Source organism: Isoptericola cucumis (assembly GCF_014635665.1).
Taxonomy (GTDB): Bacteria; Actinomycetota; Actinomycetes; order Actinomycetales; family Cellulomonadaceae; genus Isoptericola; species Isoptericola cucumis.
Genome location: NZ_BMDG01000002.1, coordinates 414,550 through 432,644, shown reverse-complemented (window position 1 = coordinate 432,644; position 18,095 = coordinate 414,550). Strand labels below are relative to the sequence as shown.

Here is an 18,095-nt window from a genome sequence, read left to right as displayed (position 1 = left end):
CACCGCGAAACCGTCAGTTTCGCGATGAATGCCCCGATGCTAGCGAGCCCGCCGACCTCCGGCCAGGGCAGCGCGGCCCCGGACGCACGCAGGGCGCGGGGCGTGAGATCTCACGCCCCGCGCCCTGCGCGGTGAGGAACCTGCGGTGGGGTCAGGCGTTGCCGTCGAACAGGCTCGTCACCGAGCCGTCGTCGAAGACCTCGCGGATCGCGCGCGCGACGAGCGGCGCGATCGACAGCACCTTGAGGCAGCCGAACTGCTTGTCGGCCGTGATCGGCAGCGTGTCGGTGACCACGACCTCCGACGCGCCGCACTCCTGGAGCCGCTTCGGCGCCGGGTCGGACAGCACGCCGTGCGTGGCCGCGACGATGACCGACCGCGCCCCGGCGTCCGTGACGACCTTGACCGCCTCGGCGATGGTGCCGCCGGTGTCGATGAGGTCGTCGACCAGCACGCAGTCGCGGCCCTCGACGTCACCGACGACGCGGTTGGCCACGGCCTGGTTGGGGCGCGTGACGTCGCGCGTCTTGTGCACGAACGCGAGCGGGCAGCCGCCCAGCTTCGCCGCCCACTGCTCGGCGACGCGGATGCGGCCGGCGTCCGGGGAGACGACCGCGGCGTTGGACACGTCGACGCGGGTGCGCACGTAGTCGACCAGCACGGGCATCGCCCACAGGTGGTCCACCGGGCCGTCGAAGAAGCCCTGGATCTGCGGCGTGTGCAGGTCGACGCTCAGGATCCGGTCGGCGCCGGCGGTCTTGAGCATGTCGGCGACGAGGCGGGCGGAGATCGGCTCGCGGCCGCGGCTCTTCTTGTCCTGGCGGGCGTAGGCGTAGAACGGCGCGACGGCGGTCACGGAACGGGCGGAACCGCGCTTCGCCGCGTCCACCATGAGCAGCTGCTCCATCAGCCACTGGTTCACCGGCGCCGTGTGGCTCTGCAGCAGGAAGATGTCGCTGCCGCGCACCGACTCGCTGAAGCGCACGTAGGTCTCGCTGTTCGCGAAGTCGTACGCGGAGACCGGCAGCAGCTCGATGCCGAGCTCGGTCGCCACCGCCTCCGCGAGCTCCGGGTGCGCCCGGCCCGAGGCGAGGACGAGCTGGCGCGCGCCCGTTCCGGGGATGAAGTTGTTCATCGCTGCGTGTTTCCTTCGGTGTCGGCGGCGGAGCTGTCGTCGGTGCGGTTCTCGGAGCCCGAGCCCGGGGCCTGCGCCCCGGCCGGCGGGACGGTGGGGACGGCGCCCGTGAGGGAATTGTGCTCGGCGAGCTGGCGCTGCGCCTGCCGGCCGAGCGGCGTCGGCGACGCGGCCTCCTCGGTGCGGGCGGCCGCGGCGGCCTGCGCGGACGGCGTGTCGGGCCAGCGGCGCTCGACCCAGCCGTCGACGTTGCGCTGCTGGGCCCGGGCGACGCCGAGCGAGCCGGCGGGCACGTCCTTGACGATGACCGAGCCGGCCGCGGTGTACGCGCCGTCGCCCACCGTGACCGGCGCGACGAACATGTTGTCGGCGCCGGTGCGGGCGAACGAGCCGATCACCGTGCGGTGCTTGGCCACGCCGTCGTAGTTGACCGTGACCGACGCCGCGCCGATGTTCGACTGCTCGCCGATCGTCGTGTCGCCGACGTACGACAGGTGCGGCACCTTCGAACCGGCCCCGATGTCGGAGTTCTTCACCTCGACGAACGTGCCGATCTTGCCGTTCGCGCCGAGCACCGTGTTCGGGCGCAGGTACGCGAAGGGGCCCACCGAGGCCCCGTCGCCGATCACGGCCAGCGAGCCGTGCGTGCGCACGACGGACGCTCCGGCGCCGACCTCGACGTCCCGCAGCGTGGTGTCGGGGCCGACGGTCGCGCCGGTCGCGACGGTCGTGGCGCCCTGCAGCTGCGTGCCGGGCAGCAGGGTCACGTCCTCGGCCAGCTCGACGTCGACGTCCACCCACGTGGTGGCCGGGTCGACCACGGTCACGCCGGCGCGCATCCAGCCCTCGAGGACGCGGCGGTTGAGCTCCGCGCCCAGCGTCGCGAGCGCGACCCGGTCGTTCACGCCCTCCACGAGCATCGGGTCGTCGCTGAGCAGCGCCCGCACGGCGCCGCCCTCGGCCCGGGCGGAGGCCACGACGTCGGTGAGGTACACCTCGCCCTGCGCGTTGTCGGTGCCGAGGCCGCCGAGGCCGCGGCGCAGCACCGCGGCGTCGAAGACGTAGACCGAGCTGTTGATCTCGCGGATCTCGCGCTGGGCGTCCGAGGCGTCCTTGTGCTCGACGATGGCGAGCACGTCGCCCGTGCCCTCCTCGCGCACGATGCGGCCGTAGCCCGTGGCGTCGGCGACCTCGGTGGTGAGGATCGTGACCGCGTTGCCGTCGGCGTGGTGCGCGGCGAGCAGCTCGCCGAGCGTCGCGCCGTCCAGCAGCGGGATGTCGCCGGCGAGCACGACCACGGCGCCGTCCAGCCCGTCCCCGAGCGGGTGGTCGCCGCCGTTCGCGTGGTCGACGTGCAGCTCGTCGTCGACCGCGTCGTCGTGCACGAGCTGCGCCGCCCGGCCGGCGTGGGCCTTGATGTCGAGGGCGTCCAGCGCGCACTGCACCGCGCGACCGGTGCCGGGGACCTCGTCCTGGTCGACGACGAGCGCCGCCGGGTCGAGCTTCCGGGCCGCCGCCGCGACGAGCTCGCGCTCGTGACGGACGACGACGGCGAGCTGTGCGGGGTCGAGCTCCCGGGCCGCCGCCATGGCGTGCCCCAGCATCGAGCGCCCGCCGAGCGCGTGCAGCACCTTGGGGGTGGCGGACCGCATCCGCGTGCCCTGCCCTGCCGCGAGGACGACGACGGCTGCCGGTGCGGGCGCCCCTCCGTCCGGCGCTGCTCCGCCTGTCGAGCCTGTCGAGACCACGTCTTCTCCGTCTCCGTCGGGTATGACACGTGCTCCGCCCCCAGGACTCGAACCTGGACCAAGGGCACCAAAAACCCATGTGCTGCCGATTACACCAAGGCGGAACGGGCCCCGCGGCGTCGTTCGCGCGTCGTGACGCGACCCACCCCGGGCGTCCGTCCTCAGTCTGCCAGGTCGTCGGCACCGCCCTCACGCGCACCGGACGAAGTGGACACCCGGATCCCGTGGCGCGCACCACATCGACGGGCGTGCGCGCCGAGCAGGCACAATGGGCCCCATGCCTGCCGACGCCCGAGGATCCAAGCGCACGCCGCGCGCGCGGATGACGGCGAGCCAGCGGCGCGAGCAGCTCCTCGAGGTCGGTCGCGTGCTGTTCGCGGAGAAGGGCTTCGAGGGCACCAGCGTCGAGGAGATCGCCGCCCGGGCGGAGGTCTCCAAGCCGGTCGTCTACGAGCACTTCGGCGGCAAGGAGGGCGTCTACGCGGTCGTCGTCGACCGCGAGGTGCAGGCTCTGACCGCCGCCCTGACGGGGGCGCTCGCCGAGGGCGGGCACCCGAAGGTGCTGGTCGAGCGCACGGCCCTGGCGCTGCTCGGGTACATCGAGGCGTCCGAGGACGGCTTCCGCATCCTCGTGCGCGACTCCCCCGTCGCGCAGGCGACCGGCACGTTCTCCAGCCTCATCGGCGACGTCGCGTCGCAGGTGGAGCACATCCTCGGCGAGCACTTCCGCGCCAACGGGCTCGACCCGAGGTCGGCCCCGCTGTACGCGCAGATGCTGGTCGGCATGGTCGCCCTCACCGGGCAGTACTGGCTCGACGCCCGCAGCCCGCGCAAGACCGAGGTGGCCGCGCACCTGGTCAACCTCGCGTGGAACGGCCTGTCCGGCATGGAGAAGCGGCCCACCCTGACGCGGCCCCGCTGACTCCGGCCCCGTCGCACCGCCCCGTCGCACCGCCCCGTCGCAACGTGCGTGCTGGCTTGATCCTCACGACGGCGGTTTGAGGATCAAGCCAGCACGCACGTTGCCCGGCGCCGGGTCGGTCAGCGGCCGTCGAGGTAGCCGTTGGCGTTGATCACGTACTTGGTCGCGGCGCCGGCGTCGAACTCCGCGTAGCCCTGCGGCGCCTGGTCGAGCGTGATCGCCTTCGCGCCCACGTTCCTCGCGATCTGCACGCGGTCGTGCAGGATCGCCTGCATGAGCCCGCGGTGGTACTTCATCACCGGGCACTGCCCGGTGGTGAACGACAGCGACTTCGCCCAGCCGGTGCCGAGGCTGAGCGACAGCGCCCCCTTCTGCGCCGCCTCGTCGATGCCGCCCGGGTCGCCGGTGACGTAGAGCCCCGGGATGCCCATCGCGCCGCCCGCGGCCGTGATGTCCATCAGCGAGTTGAGGACGGTCGCCGGGGCCTCGTGGCCCGAGTCCGCGCCGTGCCCCTTCGCCTCGAAGCCGACGGCGTCGATGCCGCAGTCGACCTCGGGGACGCCCAGGATCTGCTCGATCTGCTCGGCCGGGTCGCCCTTCGTGAGGTCGACGGTCTCGCAGCCGAACGTGCGGGCCTGCGCGAGCCGGTCCGCGTTCATGTCCCCCACGATCACGACGGCGGCGCCCAGCAGCAGCGCCCCCGTCGCGGCCGCGAGCCCGACCGGGCCGGCGCCCGCGACGTACACGGTCGACCCCACCTCGACGCCGGCGGTGACGGCGCCGTGGAAGCCTGTCGGGAAGATGTCCGACAGCATCGTCAGGTCCAGCATCTTCTCGAGGGCCTGGTCCCGGTCCGGGAACCGCAGCAGGTTCCAGTCGGCGTACGGCACCAGCACGTAGTTCGCCTGCCCGCCGACCCAGCCGCCCATGTCGACGTACCCGTAGGCGCTGCCCGGACGGTCCGGGTTCACGTTGAGGCAGATCCCCGTCTTGCGCTCCTTGCAGTTCTTGCACCGCCCGCACGCGATGTTGAACGGCACCGAGACGATGTCGCCGACCTGCACGAACTCGACGTCGGGACCCTTCTCGACCACCTCGCCCGTGATCTCGTGACCGAGCACGAGGTCCTTCGGGGCGGTGGTGCGGCCCCGGACCATGTGCTGGTCCGAGCCGCAGATGTTCGTCGCGACGGTCTTGACGATCACGCCGTGCGGGACCTTGCGCCCGACGTTGGCCGGGTTCACCCCGGGCCCGTCCCTGAGCTCGAAGGTCGGGTAGTCGATGTCGATGACCTCCACCACGCCCGGTCCCTTGTAGGCGACCGCGCGGTTCTTGTCCGCCATGGTGCTCCTCCTTGAACACGCACTGCACGACCGACCCGGTCCGAGCCGGTACGACCGACCGTAGGCGCGTCCCGCCCGTGAGGCCAGGGGCGGCGAGGAACTCGTCGTCGGGCGCCTCGCCGTTGTGCGTGCCGCGGTGGTCTGCTAGGCCTGCTCTATGACCCGGGTCACCGTCCGACGCCGCGTCCGGCGCGTCACGATCGGCGAGCGCACCTCGCGGGTCGAGGACGTCCTGGCCGGCGAGGAACCGCTGGAGATCCGCGTGGGCGGGCGCTCGTACGCCGTCACGATGCGCACCCCCGGCCACGACGTCGAGCTCGCCACCGGCTTCCTCGTCTCCGAGGGGGTCGTGACCGCCGGCGACCAGGTCGCCGGGGCGCGCTACTGCGCGGGGGACGCTCCCGGCGAGAACGCCTACAACGTGCTCGACGTCGGGCTCGCCCCCGGCGTCCGGCCCCCGGACCCGGCGCTCGCGCGGGAGTTCTTCACTTCGAGCGCGTGCGGCCTGTGCGGCAAGGCGTCGGTCGACGCGGTGCGCACGCGCAGCGCGTTCACGGTGGCGCACGACCCGGTCCGCGTGGACGCCCGCCTGCTGGCGGTGCTGCCCGGCCGGCTGCGCGCGGCGCAGGACGTGTTCGCGCGCACCGGCGGGCTGCACGCGGCGGGGCTGTTCGACGCCGCCACCGGCGAGCCGCTCGTGGTCCGCGAGGACGTCGGGCGGCACAACGCGGTCGACAAGGTGGTCGGCTGGGCCGCCGCGCGCGGGCTGCTGCCGCTGCGCGGCACGGTGCTCGTCGTGTCGGGCCGCGCCAGCTTCGAGCTCACGCAGAAGGCGGTCATGGCCGGCGTCCCGGTGCTCGCGGCCGTGTCTGCGCCGTCGTCGCTGGCGGTCGAGCTCGCCGACGAGGCGGGCCTGACCCTGGTCGGCTTCGTGCGCGACCCGTCGCTGGTCGTCTACGCCGGCGAGCAACGCGTCGTCGAGCAACCCGCCGTCGACGAGCCCGTCGCCGAGGAGCCCGTCGGGCACGCCCACCACGACCGGACAGGAGACGCCGCATGACGCCGGACCGGCCGAAGGAGACGAAGCCGCCGAAGCAGTGGGCGGCGGGGGTGCCCGGCATCGTGCACGCGCTCGTGCCGGCGGTGCGCGGGATGGGGCCCGCCCGGTCGGCGAAGCTCCTGCTGTCGATGAACCACCAGGACGGCTTCGACTGCATGAGCTGCGCGTGGCCCGACCCGGACCGGCGCAAGCCGGCGGAGTTCTGCGAGAACGGCGCGAAGGCCGTCACGTGGGAGGCGACGCCGCTCGTCGTGGACGCGCAGTTCTGGGCCGACCACCCGCTCGACGACCTGCGCACCCGCTCCGAGCACTGGCTCGGCCAGCAGGGCCGGCTGGTCGAGCCGGTGCACAAGGCGGCGGGCTCCGACCGCTACGTCCCGGTCTCCTGGGACGAGGCGTTCGCGATCCTCGGCGACCGGCTGGCCGGCCTGGAGCACCCCGACCAGGCCGCGTTCTACACGAGCGGCCGGGCCTCCAACGAGGCGGCGTTCGTCTACCAGCTGTTCGCGCGCGCCTTCGGCACGAACAACCTGCCGGACTGCTCGAACATGTGCCACGAGTCCACGGGCGCCGCGCTCGGCGAGACCATCGGCGTCGGCAAGGCGACGATCACCTACGACGACTTCGCCCAGGCCGACCTCATCGTGATCATGGGCCAGAACCCGGGCACCAACCACCCCCGCATGCTCACGGCGCTCGAGGAGGCCAAGGAGCACGGGGCGAGCATCGTCGCCGTGAACCCGCTGCCGGAGGCCGGGCTCATGCGCTACAAGAACCCGCAGACCGTGCGCGGGCTCGCGGGTCGCGGCACGCAGCTCGCCGACCAGTTCCTGCAGATCCGGCTCGGCGGCGACATGGCGCTGCTGCAGGCGGTGTCGCGGCGGGTGCTCGACGCCGAGGCCGCGGCCCCCGGGACGGTGCTAGACCAGGCGTTCCTCGACGCGCACACGTCGGGCCTGGCGGAGCTGACGGCGCACCTGGCGGACCTCGACGAGGAGGCCGTGCTCACCGCCACCGGGCTGACGAGCGCCGAGATCGACGAGCTCGCACAGCGCTACGTGCGCGCCGAGCGCGTCATCGTCACGTGGGCGATGGGCCTGACCCAGCACACCAAGGCCGTCCCCACCATCAAGGAGATCGTCAATCTCCTGCTGCTGCGCGGGAACATCGGCCGCCCCGGGGCGGGTGCCTCGCCGATCCGGGGCCACTCCAACGTCCAGGGCGACCGCACCATGGGCATCTGGGAGCAGATGCCGCCCGAGTTCCTCGACGCGCTCGAGGCGGAGTTCGGCTTCCCGGTGCCGCGGGAGCACGGCCTCGACACGGTCGGCACGGTCGAGGGCATGGCGGCCGGTCGCGTCAGGGCGCTCGTCGCGCTGGGCGGCAACCTCGTCGGCGCGGTCTCCGACACCGCCGCCGCCGAGGAGGCGCTGGGCCGCACCGACCTCACGGTGCAGATCTCGACCAAGCTCAACCGCTCGCACGCCGTCGTCGGGAAGGAGGCGCTGATCCTGCCCACGCTCGGGCGCACGGAGGTCGACCGGCAGGCGTCGGGCGAGCAGCTCGTCACCGTCGAGGACACGGTGTGCGCGGTGCACGCCTCGCGCGGCAAGGTGGAGCCGGTCGGGCCCGGGCTGCTCTCGGAGGTCGCGATCGTCACGCGGGCGGCGCGGGCCGTGCTCGACGCGCGGGAGGGCGGGCCCGGACCCGTCGACTGGGCCGCGATGGAGCGCGACTACGACGTGATCCGCGAGCACATCGCCCGCGTCGTGCCCGGCTGCGAGGACTACAACGCGAAGGTCCGCCGCACCCAGGGCTTTCGCCTGCCGCACGGCCCGCGCGACTCGCGCACCTTCCCCACGCCCGACGGCCGGGCGCACCTCACGGTGAACGAGCTCGCGCCGGTGGTGTGCCCGCCGGGCCGCCTGCTGCTGCAGACCATCCGCTCGCACGACCAGTTCAACACCACGATCTACCGCCGCGACGACCGCTACCGCGGGATCAAGGGCGGGCGCTCCGTCGTCCTCGTCCACCCGGACGACGTCGCCGAGCTCGGCCTCGCGGACGGCGCGACGGTGGACGTGCACAGCGAGTACGCCGACGGTGTCGACCGGGTGCTGCGCGGGCAGCGGGTCGTCGCGTACCCGACGGCGCGCGGGTGCGCCGCCGCGTACTTCCCCGAGGCGAACGTCCTCGTGCCGCTGGGCGCGACGGCCGAGACCTCCCGGACTCCGGTGTCCAAGGCCGTGGTGGTCCGTCTCGAGCCGGTCTGACCTGGACCGGGCCGGCGCGGCGGCGGTCGCGCTCAGGCGGTCGTGTCCCGTGCGCCCAGCAGGCGGTCGAGCAGCCGCTCGACGACGGCGAGCGCCGTCTGCTCGGTGACGTGCCCGGCGAGCAGCCCCTGCGTGAGACCGGCGGCGGCGGCGAGCACGAGCTCGGCGTCCAGCCTCGCCCCGCCGTCCGCCCCGCCACCGCCGTCGGCCGCCGCGAGCTGTGCGGCGACGAGGTCCACGAGAGCGCGCGGCGCACCCAGCAGCTCGTCCGGCGCCACGTCGGCGTCGGTGAGCGCCGCGGCGTGGAAGGCCGCGAGCACGACGGCGTCCGCGCGGCGGTCGTCGTCGAGCGGGAGCAGCGCGCCGACGACGGCGGCGAGCACGGCCCGCGGGGCGGGGGCGCCGGCGCCCGGCGGCGGGGTGCCGCCGGGCCCGAACCGGCCGGCGGCGTCCTCGATCACCGCGCGGTGGGTCGCGACCAGGAGCCCGTGCTTGTTGCCGAAGTAGTACTGGACCAGGCGGACGGAGACGCCGGCCTCGGCCGCGACGGCCTGGAACGTGGCCGCCTCCAGGCCGCCCCGGGCGACGACGCGGCGGCTCGCGTCCGTGATCTGCCGCCGCCGCTGCGCATGGTCCACCCGTCGTGGCACCGGTCCCTCCTCCATCGTCGACCGTCGAGATGATACGTGCATACCATTTTGATGGTACGTTCATACCACCAAACCTGGAGGAGGGCACCCATGGCGACGACCGGCCGGTTCACGAACGACGACGCGCGCGAGCGGTACGAGGCCGCGTACGACGCCCTGGCCGCCCGCTGGCCCGTGCCGTCCACCGACCTCACGGTCCCCACCTCCTTCGGCCCGACCCGGGTGCGCCGGTCGGGGGCGGGCGACGGGATCCCGCTCGTGCTGCTGCACGGCCTCAACGGGTCCGGGCTGAGCTGGCACGGCGTCGTCGGGCGCCTGGCCGCCGAGCGCGTCGTCTACGCGCCGGACGTCGTCGGCACCGCCGGCCGCAGCGTCCAGACGGCACCCCTGACGAGCGCAGACGACTACGGCACGTGGGGCGCCGAGCTGCTGGACGGCCTGGGGCTCGACCGCGCGCACGTCCTCGGCTACTCCGAGGGCGCCTGGTTCGCGACGCTCCTCGCGGCCCGCGCCCCCGGTCGCGTGGCCACCCTCACCCTCGGCGAGGGCATCACCGCACTGGTCAAGCCGTCGCGCAAGGTGGTGGCGCGGATGGTCCGGGCCGCCGCCGTGCCCACCGCGAAGAGCTTCGCGCGCCTCGACGAGTGGCTCACGCCCGGGGTGACGCTGACGGACGAGGACCGGGCGCTCGCGCGCGCCGCGACGGCCTACCGCCGCCGGACGCCGTGGCCGAGCCCGGTGCCCGACGAGCGGCTGCGCGCGATCACCGCGCCCACCCTGGCGATCTTCGGGGCCGAGACCCGGCTGGGCGACCCCGTCGCCGCCGCGCACCGGGTCACCGCGCTGGTGGCGGACTCACGCGTCGAGCTGGTGCCGGGCGGCGGGCACGGCGTGCTGTGGCAGCTGCCGGACCAGGTGCTGCCGCTGGTCGAGGAGTTCTGCCGCACGCACGACACCCCCTGAGCGGCACCTCGCCCACCCCGCCCGATCCCTCCCTCCGGCCCCTCCCCCCCTGACGAAACGCGCGTGCTGAATTGATCCTCAAACCCGCGGTTTGAGGATCAATTCAGCACGCGCGTTTCGTCAGGGTCGGCCTCGCCAGCGGCGAGGCCGCGTCAAGAGTCTTGACGTCGAGAGATCCGGAGTACCCTCGCGGGATGGACGAGACGGCGACGAACGGCGGCGACGAGGTCGACCGCATCGTCGCGGCCTGGCGCCGGGAACGCCCCGACCTCGACGTCGAGCCGCTCACCGTCTTCTCGCGGGTCAGCCGGCTCGCCCGGCACCTCGACCGGGCCCGGCGGGGCGCGTTCGACCGGTACGCGCTGGAGACCTGGGAGTTCGACGTCCTGTCCGCCCTGCGGCGCGCGGGCGAGCCGTACCGGCTCTCGCCCGGCGTGCTCGTGGCGCAGACACTCGTCACCAGCGGCACCATGACCAACCGCATCGACCGTCTCGAGAAGCGCGGGCTCGTGGAGCGGCACCGCTCCCCCGACGACCGGCGCGGCGTCCTCGTCCAGCTCACCGGCGCCGGCCTCGAGCGCGTCGACGCGGCGATGAGCGACCTGCTCGACGTCGAGGCGCGCGTGCTGGACGCCCTGCCCCCGGCGGTGCGGCCCCAGCTCGCCGCCCTGCTGCGCACCGTCGTCGCCCAGTTCGACGAATGACGCGCCGCCCCAGGAACGACCACGGGGGCGGCGGGGGCACGGCGCGGACCGGCTGGCTGCTCGGCGCGCTGCTGCTCGTCGCGCTGAACCTGCGTGCGCCCATCACGTCGGTGCCGCCCGTGGTCGACGACGTCGCGGCCGGCCTCGGCCTGTCCTCCGCCGGCGTGGGCCTGCTCACGTCGGTGCCGGTGCTGTGCTTCGCCCTGTGCACGCCGCTGGCGTCCGTGGCGGTCGCCCGGCTGGGCCCGGAGCTCTCCCTCGGCGCCGCCCTCGGCGGGATCGTCGCCGGGACGCTCCTGCGCTCGGGCGGCAACGTGCCGGTCGCGCTCGTCGGGACGGCCGTCATCGGCGTCGCGATCACCATCGGCAACGTGGCCGTGCCCGTGCTGATCACGCGCGACTTCCGGCGCCGCGCCGCCGCCGTGACCGGGGCGTACAGCGCGACGATGAACCTCGGTTCCACCTTCACCACGATGCTGACCGTGCCGCTGGCCGTGACGTTCGGCTGACAGTGGGCGCTGGCCGGCTGGGGCGTGCTGGCGGTCGTCGCGCTGGTCGCCTGGGTCCCCGCCGGGCGCGCCCTCGCGCGGCTCGGCGACCCGCCCGGCGGCTCCCGGGCGAGCACCCGGCCGCCCTCCGCCCGCGCCGAGCTGGCGGCGCTGTCGCCCGGCGCGCGCCGGTCGGCCCGCCGGCTGACGGTCCTGCTGTCCGTGGCCTTCGCCGGGCAGGCCACCGGCTACTACGCGATGACGGCGTGGCTGCCCGCCATCCTGCAGGACCGGCTCGGCATGACCGACGCGGCGGCGGGCGGGGCGTCGGCCCCCTTCCAGCTGTGCGCGGTGGCCGGGTCGTTCCTGGTGCCGATCGCGTTCGCCCGTGCCCTGTCCGCCCGCACGACCGCGATGGTCATGGCGGCGATGTGGCTGTCGCTCCCGGTGGGGCTGCTCGTCGCGCCGGGCCTGTGGCTGGTGTGGGTCGGGCTCGCGGGCGCCGCGCAGGGCGGCAACTTCACGGTGATCTTCACGCTCGTCGCCCAGCGCAGCCCGGTGCTGTCGGTCGCGCGCCGCGCCTCCGCCGCGATCCAGACGGCGGGCTACGCGTGCGCCGCGCTCGCGCCGACCTGGATGGGCGCCGTGCACGCGGCGAGCGGCGGGTGGACGGTGCCCCTGGCCCTGATCGCCGGCGTCCTCGGCACCATGACCGCGACGATGTGGGTCGCGTCCGGGCGCGCGACCGCGCAGCCGCCCGACGAGCCCGCGGGCCCTACCGCTCCCGGGCGCCCGTGAGGTCGAGCGCCAGCGCGCCGACCGCCCGCAGCAGCTCCTCGGCGTCGGACTCCGCGTAGCCGCGCGTGCACACCGCGACGACCAGCGCGTCCGGGCCGGGCGGCCCCACGAACGCCACGTCGTGCCGGATGCCGTCCACCCAGCCCGACTTGGACCCGTGCGGCACGTGGTCGGGCACGGACGCGGTGAGCTGCCGGTCCGTCTGGCGCCCCAGCAGCTCCAGGGTCCACGACGTCGCCTCCGGCCCCGTCAGCCGGCCCGTCACGACGGCGGACATCAGCGCCGCGAGGTCGGCCGCGGTGGTGCGGTGCGTCGCGCCGCGCGCCTCCGCCTCGAGGTCGCTGTACTTGCGCCCGACGACGCTCGAGGTCGCCCCGGCGTCCTGCAGCACCCGGTTGGTGGCGGGCAGCCCGACCAGCTCGATGACCATGTTGGTGGCCTCGTTGGACGAGACCACCACCATGCGCTCGAGCACGTCGCCCAGCGGCATCGTCGTGCTGGGCGCGGGCATCCCGTCGTCCAGGTCGTCGGGCTCGATCCGGTAGTCCGGCGCGCCCGGGACCTGCGAGGAGAAGGTGTCGGTGGAGACCACCTTCTGATCGAGCGACAGCGTCCCGGCCTCCAGCCCGCGGGCCGCCGCGACCAGCACGGCGAGCTTCACCGTCGAGGCGGCGTAGTACGGCTCGTCGGCGCCCCGGGCGGCCAGCACGGCGCCCCCCGCCCGCCGCACCTGGTAGGAGACGACGGCCACGCCGTCCGAGTGCGTCCCGGTCGTCGGCATCAGCGCCTCCCGCCGACGTGGTGCGCGTGGACGACGGCGGCGAAGGCCTCGGCCAGCGCGCGGGCCTGCCGCTCGTTCTCCGCGGCCCTCGCCATCCCGGCGGCGTGCAGCTCGTCGCGGTCGTACCCGAGCGCGGCGAGCTCCTCCGCGTCCCAGCGGGCGATCCGGTCCGGGTCGGCCTCCGGGTGGAACTGCAGCCCCCAGGCCGCCTCGCCCACGCGGAACGCCTGCACCGTGCACGCGTCGCTCGTCGCGAGGTGCACGGCCGCGGGCGGCAGGCCCGTGATCGAGTCGACGTGGCTCTCGACCATGCGCAGCTCGTCGCCGCCCGCCACGTCGCGCAGGCCCCCGAGCAGCGGGTCGTCGGCCGCGCCCGGCAGCAGCCGTACCGGGCACAGCCCCTTCTCCGTCTCGCCCGACCTCGCCGTCACCTCGCCGCCCGTGACGTGCGCGAGCAGCTGGCCGCCCAGGCAGATCCCCAGCACCGGGACCCCGGCAACCAGCGCCGCGTCGGTCAGCCGCCGCTCGTGCGGCAGCCACGGGGCGCGCTCGTCCTCGTCCGGCAGCAGGCCGCCGCCGAGCAGGACCAGCCCTGCCACCGGCGGCGCGTCGCCCGAGGCGTCGGCGTCGAGGACGCCGTCGAGCCCGGGCACCCGGGCGGCCAGCTCCGCCCCCTGCACCACGCGGGCGTCGATCCCCGCCTCGGCGAGCCAGCCCGGCAACCGGCCCGGGCCGCTGTGCGGCGAGTTCTGGACGAGGACGACGGCGGGGCGGCCGGCGCGGTCGTCGGTCGCGTCGGTGGTGCGGCCGGTCGTGGTGTCGGTGGTGGTGTCGGCGGTGGTGTCGGCGGACGGTCCGGGCACGGGTCAGCTCCCTCGGGGGTCGGGCACGGTCGCGGGGTCGGGCACGGTCGCGGGGTCGGGACGGCGCGCGGCGGACACGGCCGTCGCGGCGCCCACGAAGTGGCACGCGGCGGCGTGCGCGTCGTGCCGGCCGAGCGGGACGAGCACCGGGTCGTCGGTGGCGCACCGCCGCGGCACGCGCGGGCCGCCGTCCGTCTCGACGGCGTCCGCGGCCTCCGGGCCGGTGCCGGACGCCAGCTGGCGAGCCAGCCAGCACCGGGTGTGGAAGCGGCACCCGGACGGCGGGTCGGCGGGCGAGGGCGGGTCGCCGTCCAGCAGGAGCACCTCGTCGTCGGCCTGGGCTGCCGGGTCGGGCACCGGCACGGCGGACAGCAGGGCACGCGTGTAGGGGTGGCCGGACGCGTCGTAGACGTCCCGGTCCACCCCCTGCTCCACGACCCGGCCGAGGTACATGACGGCGACCTCGTCGGCGATATGGCGCACCACGGCCAGGTCGTGCGCGATGAACAGGTACGACAGGCCCAGCTCGTCCTGCAGGTCCGCCAGCAGGTTGATGACCTGCCCCTGCACGGACACGTCGAGCGCGGACACCGGCTCGTCGCACACGAGCACGCGCGGCTTGACCGCCAGCGCCCGTGCGATGCCGATGCGCTGGCGCTGCCCGCCGGAGAACTGGTGCGGGTAGCGGTTCACGTGGTCGGGGTCGAGCCCGACCAGCTCGAGCAGCTCGGCCACGGCCTGTCGGCGGCCCCCCGCGGGGACGGCGTCGGGGTGGATCCGGAACGGCTCCGCGACGATGTCCCCCACCGACATGCGCGGGTTCAGCGACGTGTACGGGTCCTGGAAGACCATCTGGACCGAGCGGCGCAGCTCGCGGCGCGCGGCCCGCGACATCGTCGACACGTCCTCGCCGTCGACGAGCACGGTGCCCCGCGTCGGCTTCTCGATCCCCACCAGCACGCGCGCGAGGGTCGACTTGCCGGAGCCGGACTCCCCCACGAGCCCCAGCGTCCGACCGCGCCGCAGCGTGAGCGAGACGCCGTCCACGGCCTGCACCTGCCCGACCGTGCGCTTGAGCACGACCCCGCTGCGCACCGGGTACGACTTGGCCAGGTCGCGCACCTCCAGCACGACGTCGTCCTTCGGGCCCTCCTCAGCCACGGTCCCCTCCCAGCAGCTCGTCGGCGAAGTGGCAGGCGGACGACCGCCCTGCGGCGACCTCCGCGAGCGGCGGCCGGTCGGTGGCGCACACGTCGCGCGCCATGTCGCACCGGGGGTGGAACGGGCAGCCCGACGGCACGTGCCCCGGCGACGGCGGGCGCCCGGGCACCACGGGCAGCCGCCCGCGGCGGGCGCCGTCGTGGGCGTCGTCGTGGCCGTCGTCACGGGTGCCGAGGCGCGGCACCGAGCGCAGCAGCGACCGGGTGTACGGGTGCGCGGGCGCGGCGTACAGGTCGCGCACGGCGGAGCGCTCGACGGCCCGGCCCGCGTACATCACGGTGACGTCGTCGGCCACGCCCGCCACGACCCCCAGGTCGTGCGTGATGAGCACCAGCCCCATCTGCCGCTCGGCCTGGATCTCGGCGAGCAGCCGCATCACCTGGGCCTGCACGGTCACGTCGAGGGCCGTCGTCGGCTCGTCGGCGATCAGCACGTCGGGGTCCATCGCGAGCGCCGACGCGATCATCACGCGCTGGCGCATGCCGCCCGAGAACTGGTGCGGGTACTCGTCGATGCGCTGGGCGGCGTTGGGCACCTTCACCAGGTCGAGCAGCTCGACGGCGCGGCGGCGCGACTCGCGGCGCGACATCCCCGCGCGGGCCCGCAGGGACTCCGTGAGCTGGTAGCCGACGGTGTGCACCGGGTTGAGCGCGGCGAGCGCGTCCTGGAAGACCATCGCGACGTGCCGGCCGCAGTGCGCGCGGTGCCGGGTGCGCGGCATCGCCAGCAGGTCGTCGCCGCGGTAGCGGACCTGCCCGGCGACCACGTGCGCCGTCGCCGGCAGGAGCCCCATCACCGCCAGCGAGCTCACCGACTTGCCGCAACCGGACTCGCCGACGAGCGCGAGGGTGCGCCCGGCCTCGACGCGGTAGCTCAGCCCGTCCACGGCGCGCACGGTGCCGTCGTCGGTGCGGAACTCGACCGCGAGGTCGCTGACCTCGAGCAGCGTCGTGCCCACGGTCCGTTCCTGCGCCGTCTCCGGCGCGGGCACGCCCGCCTCGGTGCCCGCCTGGATCTCGATCTCCATGCCGCCCCTCGTGCTGGTCCTCGTGGCGCCGGTCCTCGTGCCGCTCGTCGTGCCGCCGTCCACGCCGCTCACCGCAGCCTCGGGTCCAGGGCGTCGCGCAGCGCGTCGCCGAGGACGACGAGCGCGAGCACCGTCAGCACGAGGCACGCGAGCGGGAAGACGAGCAGGTAGGCGTAGCCGCCCGTCACCCACTCCGAGCCCCGCGTGATCATGATCCCCCAGCTGATCGCCGGCGGGCGCACCCCGATACCGAGGAACGCGAGCACCGCCTCGGCGCTGATCACGCCCGCGATGGCGGTGGGCACGAGCGCCGTGACGGGGCCGATGGCGTTGGGCAGCACGTGCCGCAGCATGATCCGCACGTCCGACGCGCCCAGCGCGCGGGCCGCCGTCACGTAGTCGAGGTTCTTCGCCTCCAGCACGCTGGCGCGCACGTACCGCGCATAGCCCATCCAGCCGAACAGGGTGAGCACCAGCGCGGGCAGCAGGATCACGTCGAAGGTGCCCGACCCGACGCTGACGTTGTGGAACAGCGACAGCAGCAGCAGCGCGGCGAGCAGCAGCGGGATCACGAGGAACACCTCGACCGTGCGCGACACGACGGTGTCCACCCAGCCGAGGTAGTACCCGGCGAGGAGCCCCAGCACCACCCCGATGACCAGCGACGCGCCCACCACGACGAACGCCAGGAGGAGCGACGGCCGGGCGCCGTGCGCGAGCTGGGCGAGGACGTCGCAGCCGTGCACGTCCGTACCGAACGGGTGCGTGGCGCCGAGACCCTGGGGGTGGATCTTCGAGTCCCCGATGATGCAGCGCTTCGGGTCGGTGTCGGTGAACAGCCCCGGGAACGCGGCCATCACGGTGAAGAACACGACCACCACGGTCGCGGTCACCACGTCGGGCCGGCGGCGCAGGCGGCGCCAAGCGTCGGCCGCCAGCGACCGCGACCCGGCACCGGTCGCGGGGGCCGCGCCGGGTACCGCGGTGGCTGCGGCGCCGCCGGGGGCGGCGCCCGGGGTGCCGGACGGTGTGGGCTCAGGCATAACGGATCCTCGGGTCGAGGGCGGCGTAGGCGATGTCGACGACCAGCATCACGACGACGGTCACGATCGCCAGGATCGTCACGATGCCGACGACGAGCGCGACGTCGTTGCCGCGCACCGCCTCCCACAGCACCCCGCCCATGCCGTAGATGTTCATCATCCCCTCGGTGATCACGGCCCCGGCGAGCGCCTCGGTGAACGTCAGCCCCACCGCCGTGACGACCGGGACGGACGAGTTGCGCACGACGTGGTGCAGCACGACGTGCCGTTCCGCCAGCCCGCGGGACCGGGCGGTGCGCACGTGCTCGCCGGCGTACGACTCCAGCTGGCTCGCCCGCACCAGGCGGATGAACGCCGCCGAGCCGGCCAGGCCGAGCAGGATGCCCGGCACGAGCACCGTCGCCCAGGGGTGGTCGGCGTCGAACGACGGCCGGAACCACAGCGCGACCATGCTGTCGTCGCCGAAGGTGGAGCGGGCCCAGTCGCTGAGGGGGACGGCGAACACGTACCGGTAGACGAGCAGGAGCACGAAGATCGGGAACGCGTCGATGAGCACCGACGTCATGCGGATCCCGTGGTCCGCCGAGCGGCCGCGCCACCGCGCGGCGGCCGACCCGAGCCCCATGCCGAGCACGAACCACGTGACCGTGACGATCGCGAACAGCTTGAGCGTGTTGGGCGCCGCCGTCGCGACGATGTCGGTGACCTCCCGGCCGCGCAGGTTCGTGCCGAAGTCGCCCTGCGCGTACGCGCCCAGGCGCTCCACGTAGGGCCCGAGGCACGGGTTGCCGGTCTGGTCGTAGCAGGGGTCGTCGAGCCCGTAGCGCTCCTCGACGGCGGCGAGCTGAGCGTCGGTCGGGATCCGGTCACCGAAGAACGCGAGCGCGGGGCTCCCGTTGAGCTGGATCGCGAACGTCGTGAGCAGGTGCAGGACGAACGTCACGAGCAGGAGCGTGGCCGCGCCCAGCAGGACCCGGCGGATGATGTAGCGGCCCATTCACTGTCTTTCTGATGGTGCGGTCGTGCGGCGGCGGGACCCGGTGCGGTGGGCGGTCACGCCGGACCACCCACCGCGT

General features: G+C 74.5%; 17 protein-coding genes and 1 tRNA gene. 7 read left to right on the top strand and 11 right to left on the bottom strand.

Annotation, left to right across the window (positions count from 1 at the left end):
* Positions 1–151 precede the first annotated feature (151 nt).
* The 3 genes from IEW03_RS04125 to IEW03_RS04115 all read right to left on the bottom strand — a co-directional run bounded on the left by IEW03_RS04125 (position 152) and on the right by IEW03_RS04115 (position 2,987).
* On the bottom strand, positions 152–1,135 hold the full coding sequence (locus tag IEW03_RS04125) for a ribose-phosphate diphosphokinase (RefSeq protein WP_188522366.1): 984 nt from the start codon (positions 1,133–1,135) through the stop codon (positions 152–154).
* Entirely contained in the window at positions 1,132–2,787 is a 1,656-nt protein-coding gene (gene glmU / locus IEW03_RS04120) for a bifunctional UDP-N-acetylglucosamine diphosphorylase/glucosamine-1-phosphate N-acetyltransferase GlmU (protein WP_229737368.1), read from the bottom strand. Before glmU ends, IEW03_RS04125 begins: the two co-directional genes overlap by 4 nt.
* 128 nt (positions 2,788–2,915) lie before the next feature.
* A tRNA-Gln gene (locus tag IEW03_RS04115) sits at positions 2,916–2,987 on the bottom strand.
* A 218-nt stretch (positions 2,988–3,205) separates the two neighbouring features.
* On the opposite strand from IEW03_RS04115, the gene IEW03_RS04110 reads away from it, so the two are divergent.
* Complete coding sequence (locus IEW03_RS04110; protein ID WP_188522429.1) at positions 3,206–3,805, top strand: TetR/AcrR family transcriptional regulator; 600 nt, start codon at positions 3,206–3,208, stop codon at positions 3,803–3,805.
* Positions 3,806–3,924: 119 nt separating this feature from the next.
* Here the strand turns inward: IEW03_RS04110 and fdhA are convergent, their stop codons facing one another.
* Positions 3,925–5,148: a formaldehyde dehydrogenase, glutathione-independent gene (gene fdhA, locus IEW03_RS04105; RefSeq protein WP_188522364.1), complete on the bottom strand. Its 1,224-nt coding sequence runs from the start codon at positions 5,146–5,148 to the stop codon at positions 3,925–3,927.
* Between the two features lie 157 nt (positions 5,149–5,305).
* Here fdhA and fdhD point away from each other — a divergent pair, with 157 nt between their 5' ends.
* On the top strand, positions 5,306–6,208 hold the full coding sequence (gene fdhD / locus IEW03_RS04100) for a formate dehydrogenase accessory sulfurtransferase FdhD (RefSeq protein ID WP_188522363.1): 903 nt from the start codon (positions 5,306–5,308) through the stop codon (positions 6,206–6,208).
* On the top strand, positions 6,205–8,481 hold the full coding sequence (locus IEW03_RS04095) for an FdhF/YdeP family oxidoreductase (protein ID WP_188522362.1): 2,277 nt from the start codon (positions 6,205–6,207) through the stop codon (positions 8,479–8,481). Before fdhD ends, IEW03_RS04095 begins: the two co-directional genes overlap by 4 nt.
* Before the next feature lie 32 nt (positions 8,482–8,513).
* Here IEW03_RS04095 and IEW03_RS04090 read toward each other — a convergent pair whose 3' ends face one another.
* A complete protein-coding gene (locus IEW03_RS04090; RefSeq protein WP_188522361.1) occupies positions 8,514–9,131 on the bottom strand; it encodes a TetR/AcrR family transcriptional regulator in 618 nt (205 codons plus the stop codon).
* A 90-nt stretch (positions 9,132–9,221) separates the two neighbouring features.
* On the opposite strand from IEW03_RS04090, the gene IEW03_RS04085 reads away from it, so the two are divergent.
* The 4 genes from IEW03_RS04085 to IEW03_RS04070 all read left to right on the top strand — a co-directional run bounded on the left by IEW03_RS04085 (position 9,222) and on the right by IEW03_RS04070 (position 12,084).
* On the top strand, positions 9,222–10,094 hold the full coding sequence (locus tag IEW03_RS04085; protein WP_188522360.1) for an alpha/beta fold hydrolase: 873 nt from the start codon (positions 9,222–9,224) through the stop codon (positions 10,092–10,094).
* A gap of 194 nt (positions 10,095–10,288) precedes the next feature.
* On the top strand, positions 10,289–10,798 hold the full coding sequence (locus IEW03_RS04080) for a MarR family winged helix-turn-helix transcriptional regulator (RefSeq protein WP_188522359.1): 510 nt from the start codon (positions 10,289–10,291) through the stop codon (positions 10,796–10,798).
* Positions 10,795–11,307 carry an MFS transporter gene (locus IEW03_RS04075; protein WP_188522358.1) on the top strand — a complete coding sequence of 171 codons (513 nt, stop codon included), beginning with the start codon at positions 10,795–10,797 and terminating at the stop codon, positions 11,305–11,307. Before IEW03_RS04080 ends, IEW03_RS04075 begins: the two co-directional genes overlap by 4 nt.
* Positions 11,308–11,316: 9 nt before the next feature.
* On the top strand, positions 11,317–12,084 hold the full coding sequence (locus IEW03_RS04070; protein ID WP_371870589.1) for an MFS transporter: 768 nt from the start codon (positions 11,317–11,319) through the stop codon (positions 12,082–12,084).
* On the opposite strand, the gene IEW03_RS04065 is transcribed toward IEW03_RS04070, so the two are convergent.
* The 6 genes from IEW03_RS04065 to IEW03_RS04040 form a co-directional block, all read right to left on the bottom strand.
* Positions 12,062–12,865, bottom strand: coding sequence for a serine hydrolase (locus tag IEW03_RS04065; RefSeq protein ID WP_188522356.1), 804 nt, complete (start codon positions 12,863–12,865; stop codon positions 12,062–12,064). The genes IEW03_RS04070 and IEW03_RS04065 overlap by 23 nt on opposite strands.
* Positions 12,865–13,728: a type 1 glutamine amidotransferase gene (locus IEW03_RS04060; protein WP_188522355.1), complete on the bottom strand. Its 864-nt coding sequence runs from the start codon at positions 13,726–13,728 to the stop codon at positions 12,865–12,867. The genes IEW03_RS04065 and IEW03_RS04060 overlap by 1 nt, the downstream gene beginning before the upstream one ends.
* Positions 13,729–13,731: 3 nt before the next feature.
* Positions 13,732–14,889: an ABC transporter ATP-binding protein gene (locus tag IEW03_RS04055; RefSeq protein ID WP_188522354.1), complete on the bottom strand. Its 1,158-nt coding sequence runs from the start codon at positions 14,887–14,889 to the stop codon at positions 13,732–13,734.
* A complete protein-coding gene (locus tag IEW03_RS04050; protein ID WP_188522353.1) occupies positions 14,882–15,976 on the bottom strand; it encodes an ABC transporter ATP-binding protein in 1,095 nt (364 codons plus the stop codon). Before IEW03_RS04050 ends, IEW03_RS04055 begins: the two co-directional genes overlap by 8 nt.
* 68 nt (positions 15,977–16,044) lie before the next feature.
* Positions 16,045–17,019: an ABC transporter permease gene (locus IEW03_RS04045; RefSeq protein ID WP_188522352.1), complete on the bottom strand. Its 975-nt coding sequence runs from the start codon at positions 17,017–17,019 to the stop codon at positions 16,045–16,047.
* Entirely contained in the window at positions 17,012–18,016 is a 1,005-nt protein-coding gene (locus IEW03_RS04040; RefSeq protein WP_188522351.1) for an ABC transporter permease, read from the bottom strand. The genes IEW03_RS04045 and IEW03_RS04040 overlap by 8 nt, the downstream gene beginning before the upstream one ends.
* Positions 18,017–18,095 lie beyond the last annotated feature (79 nt).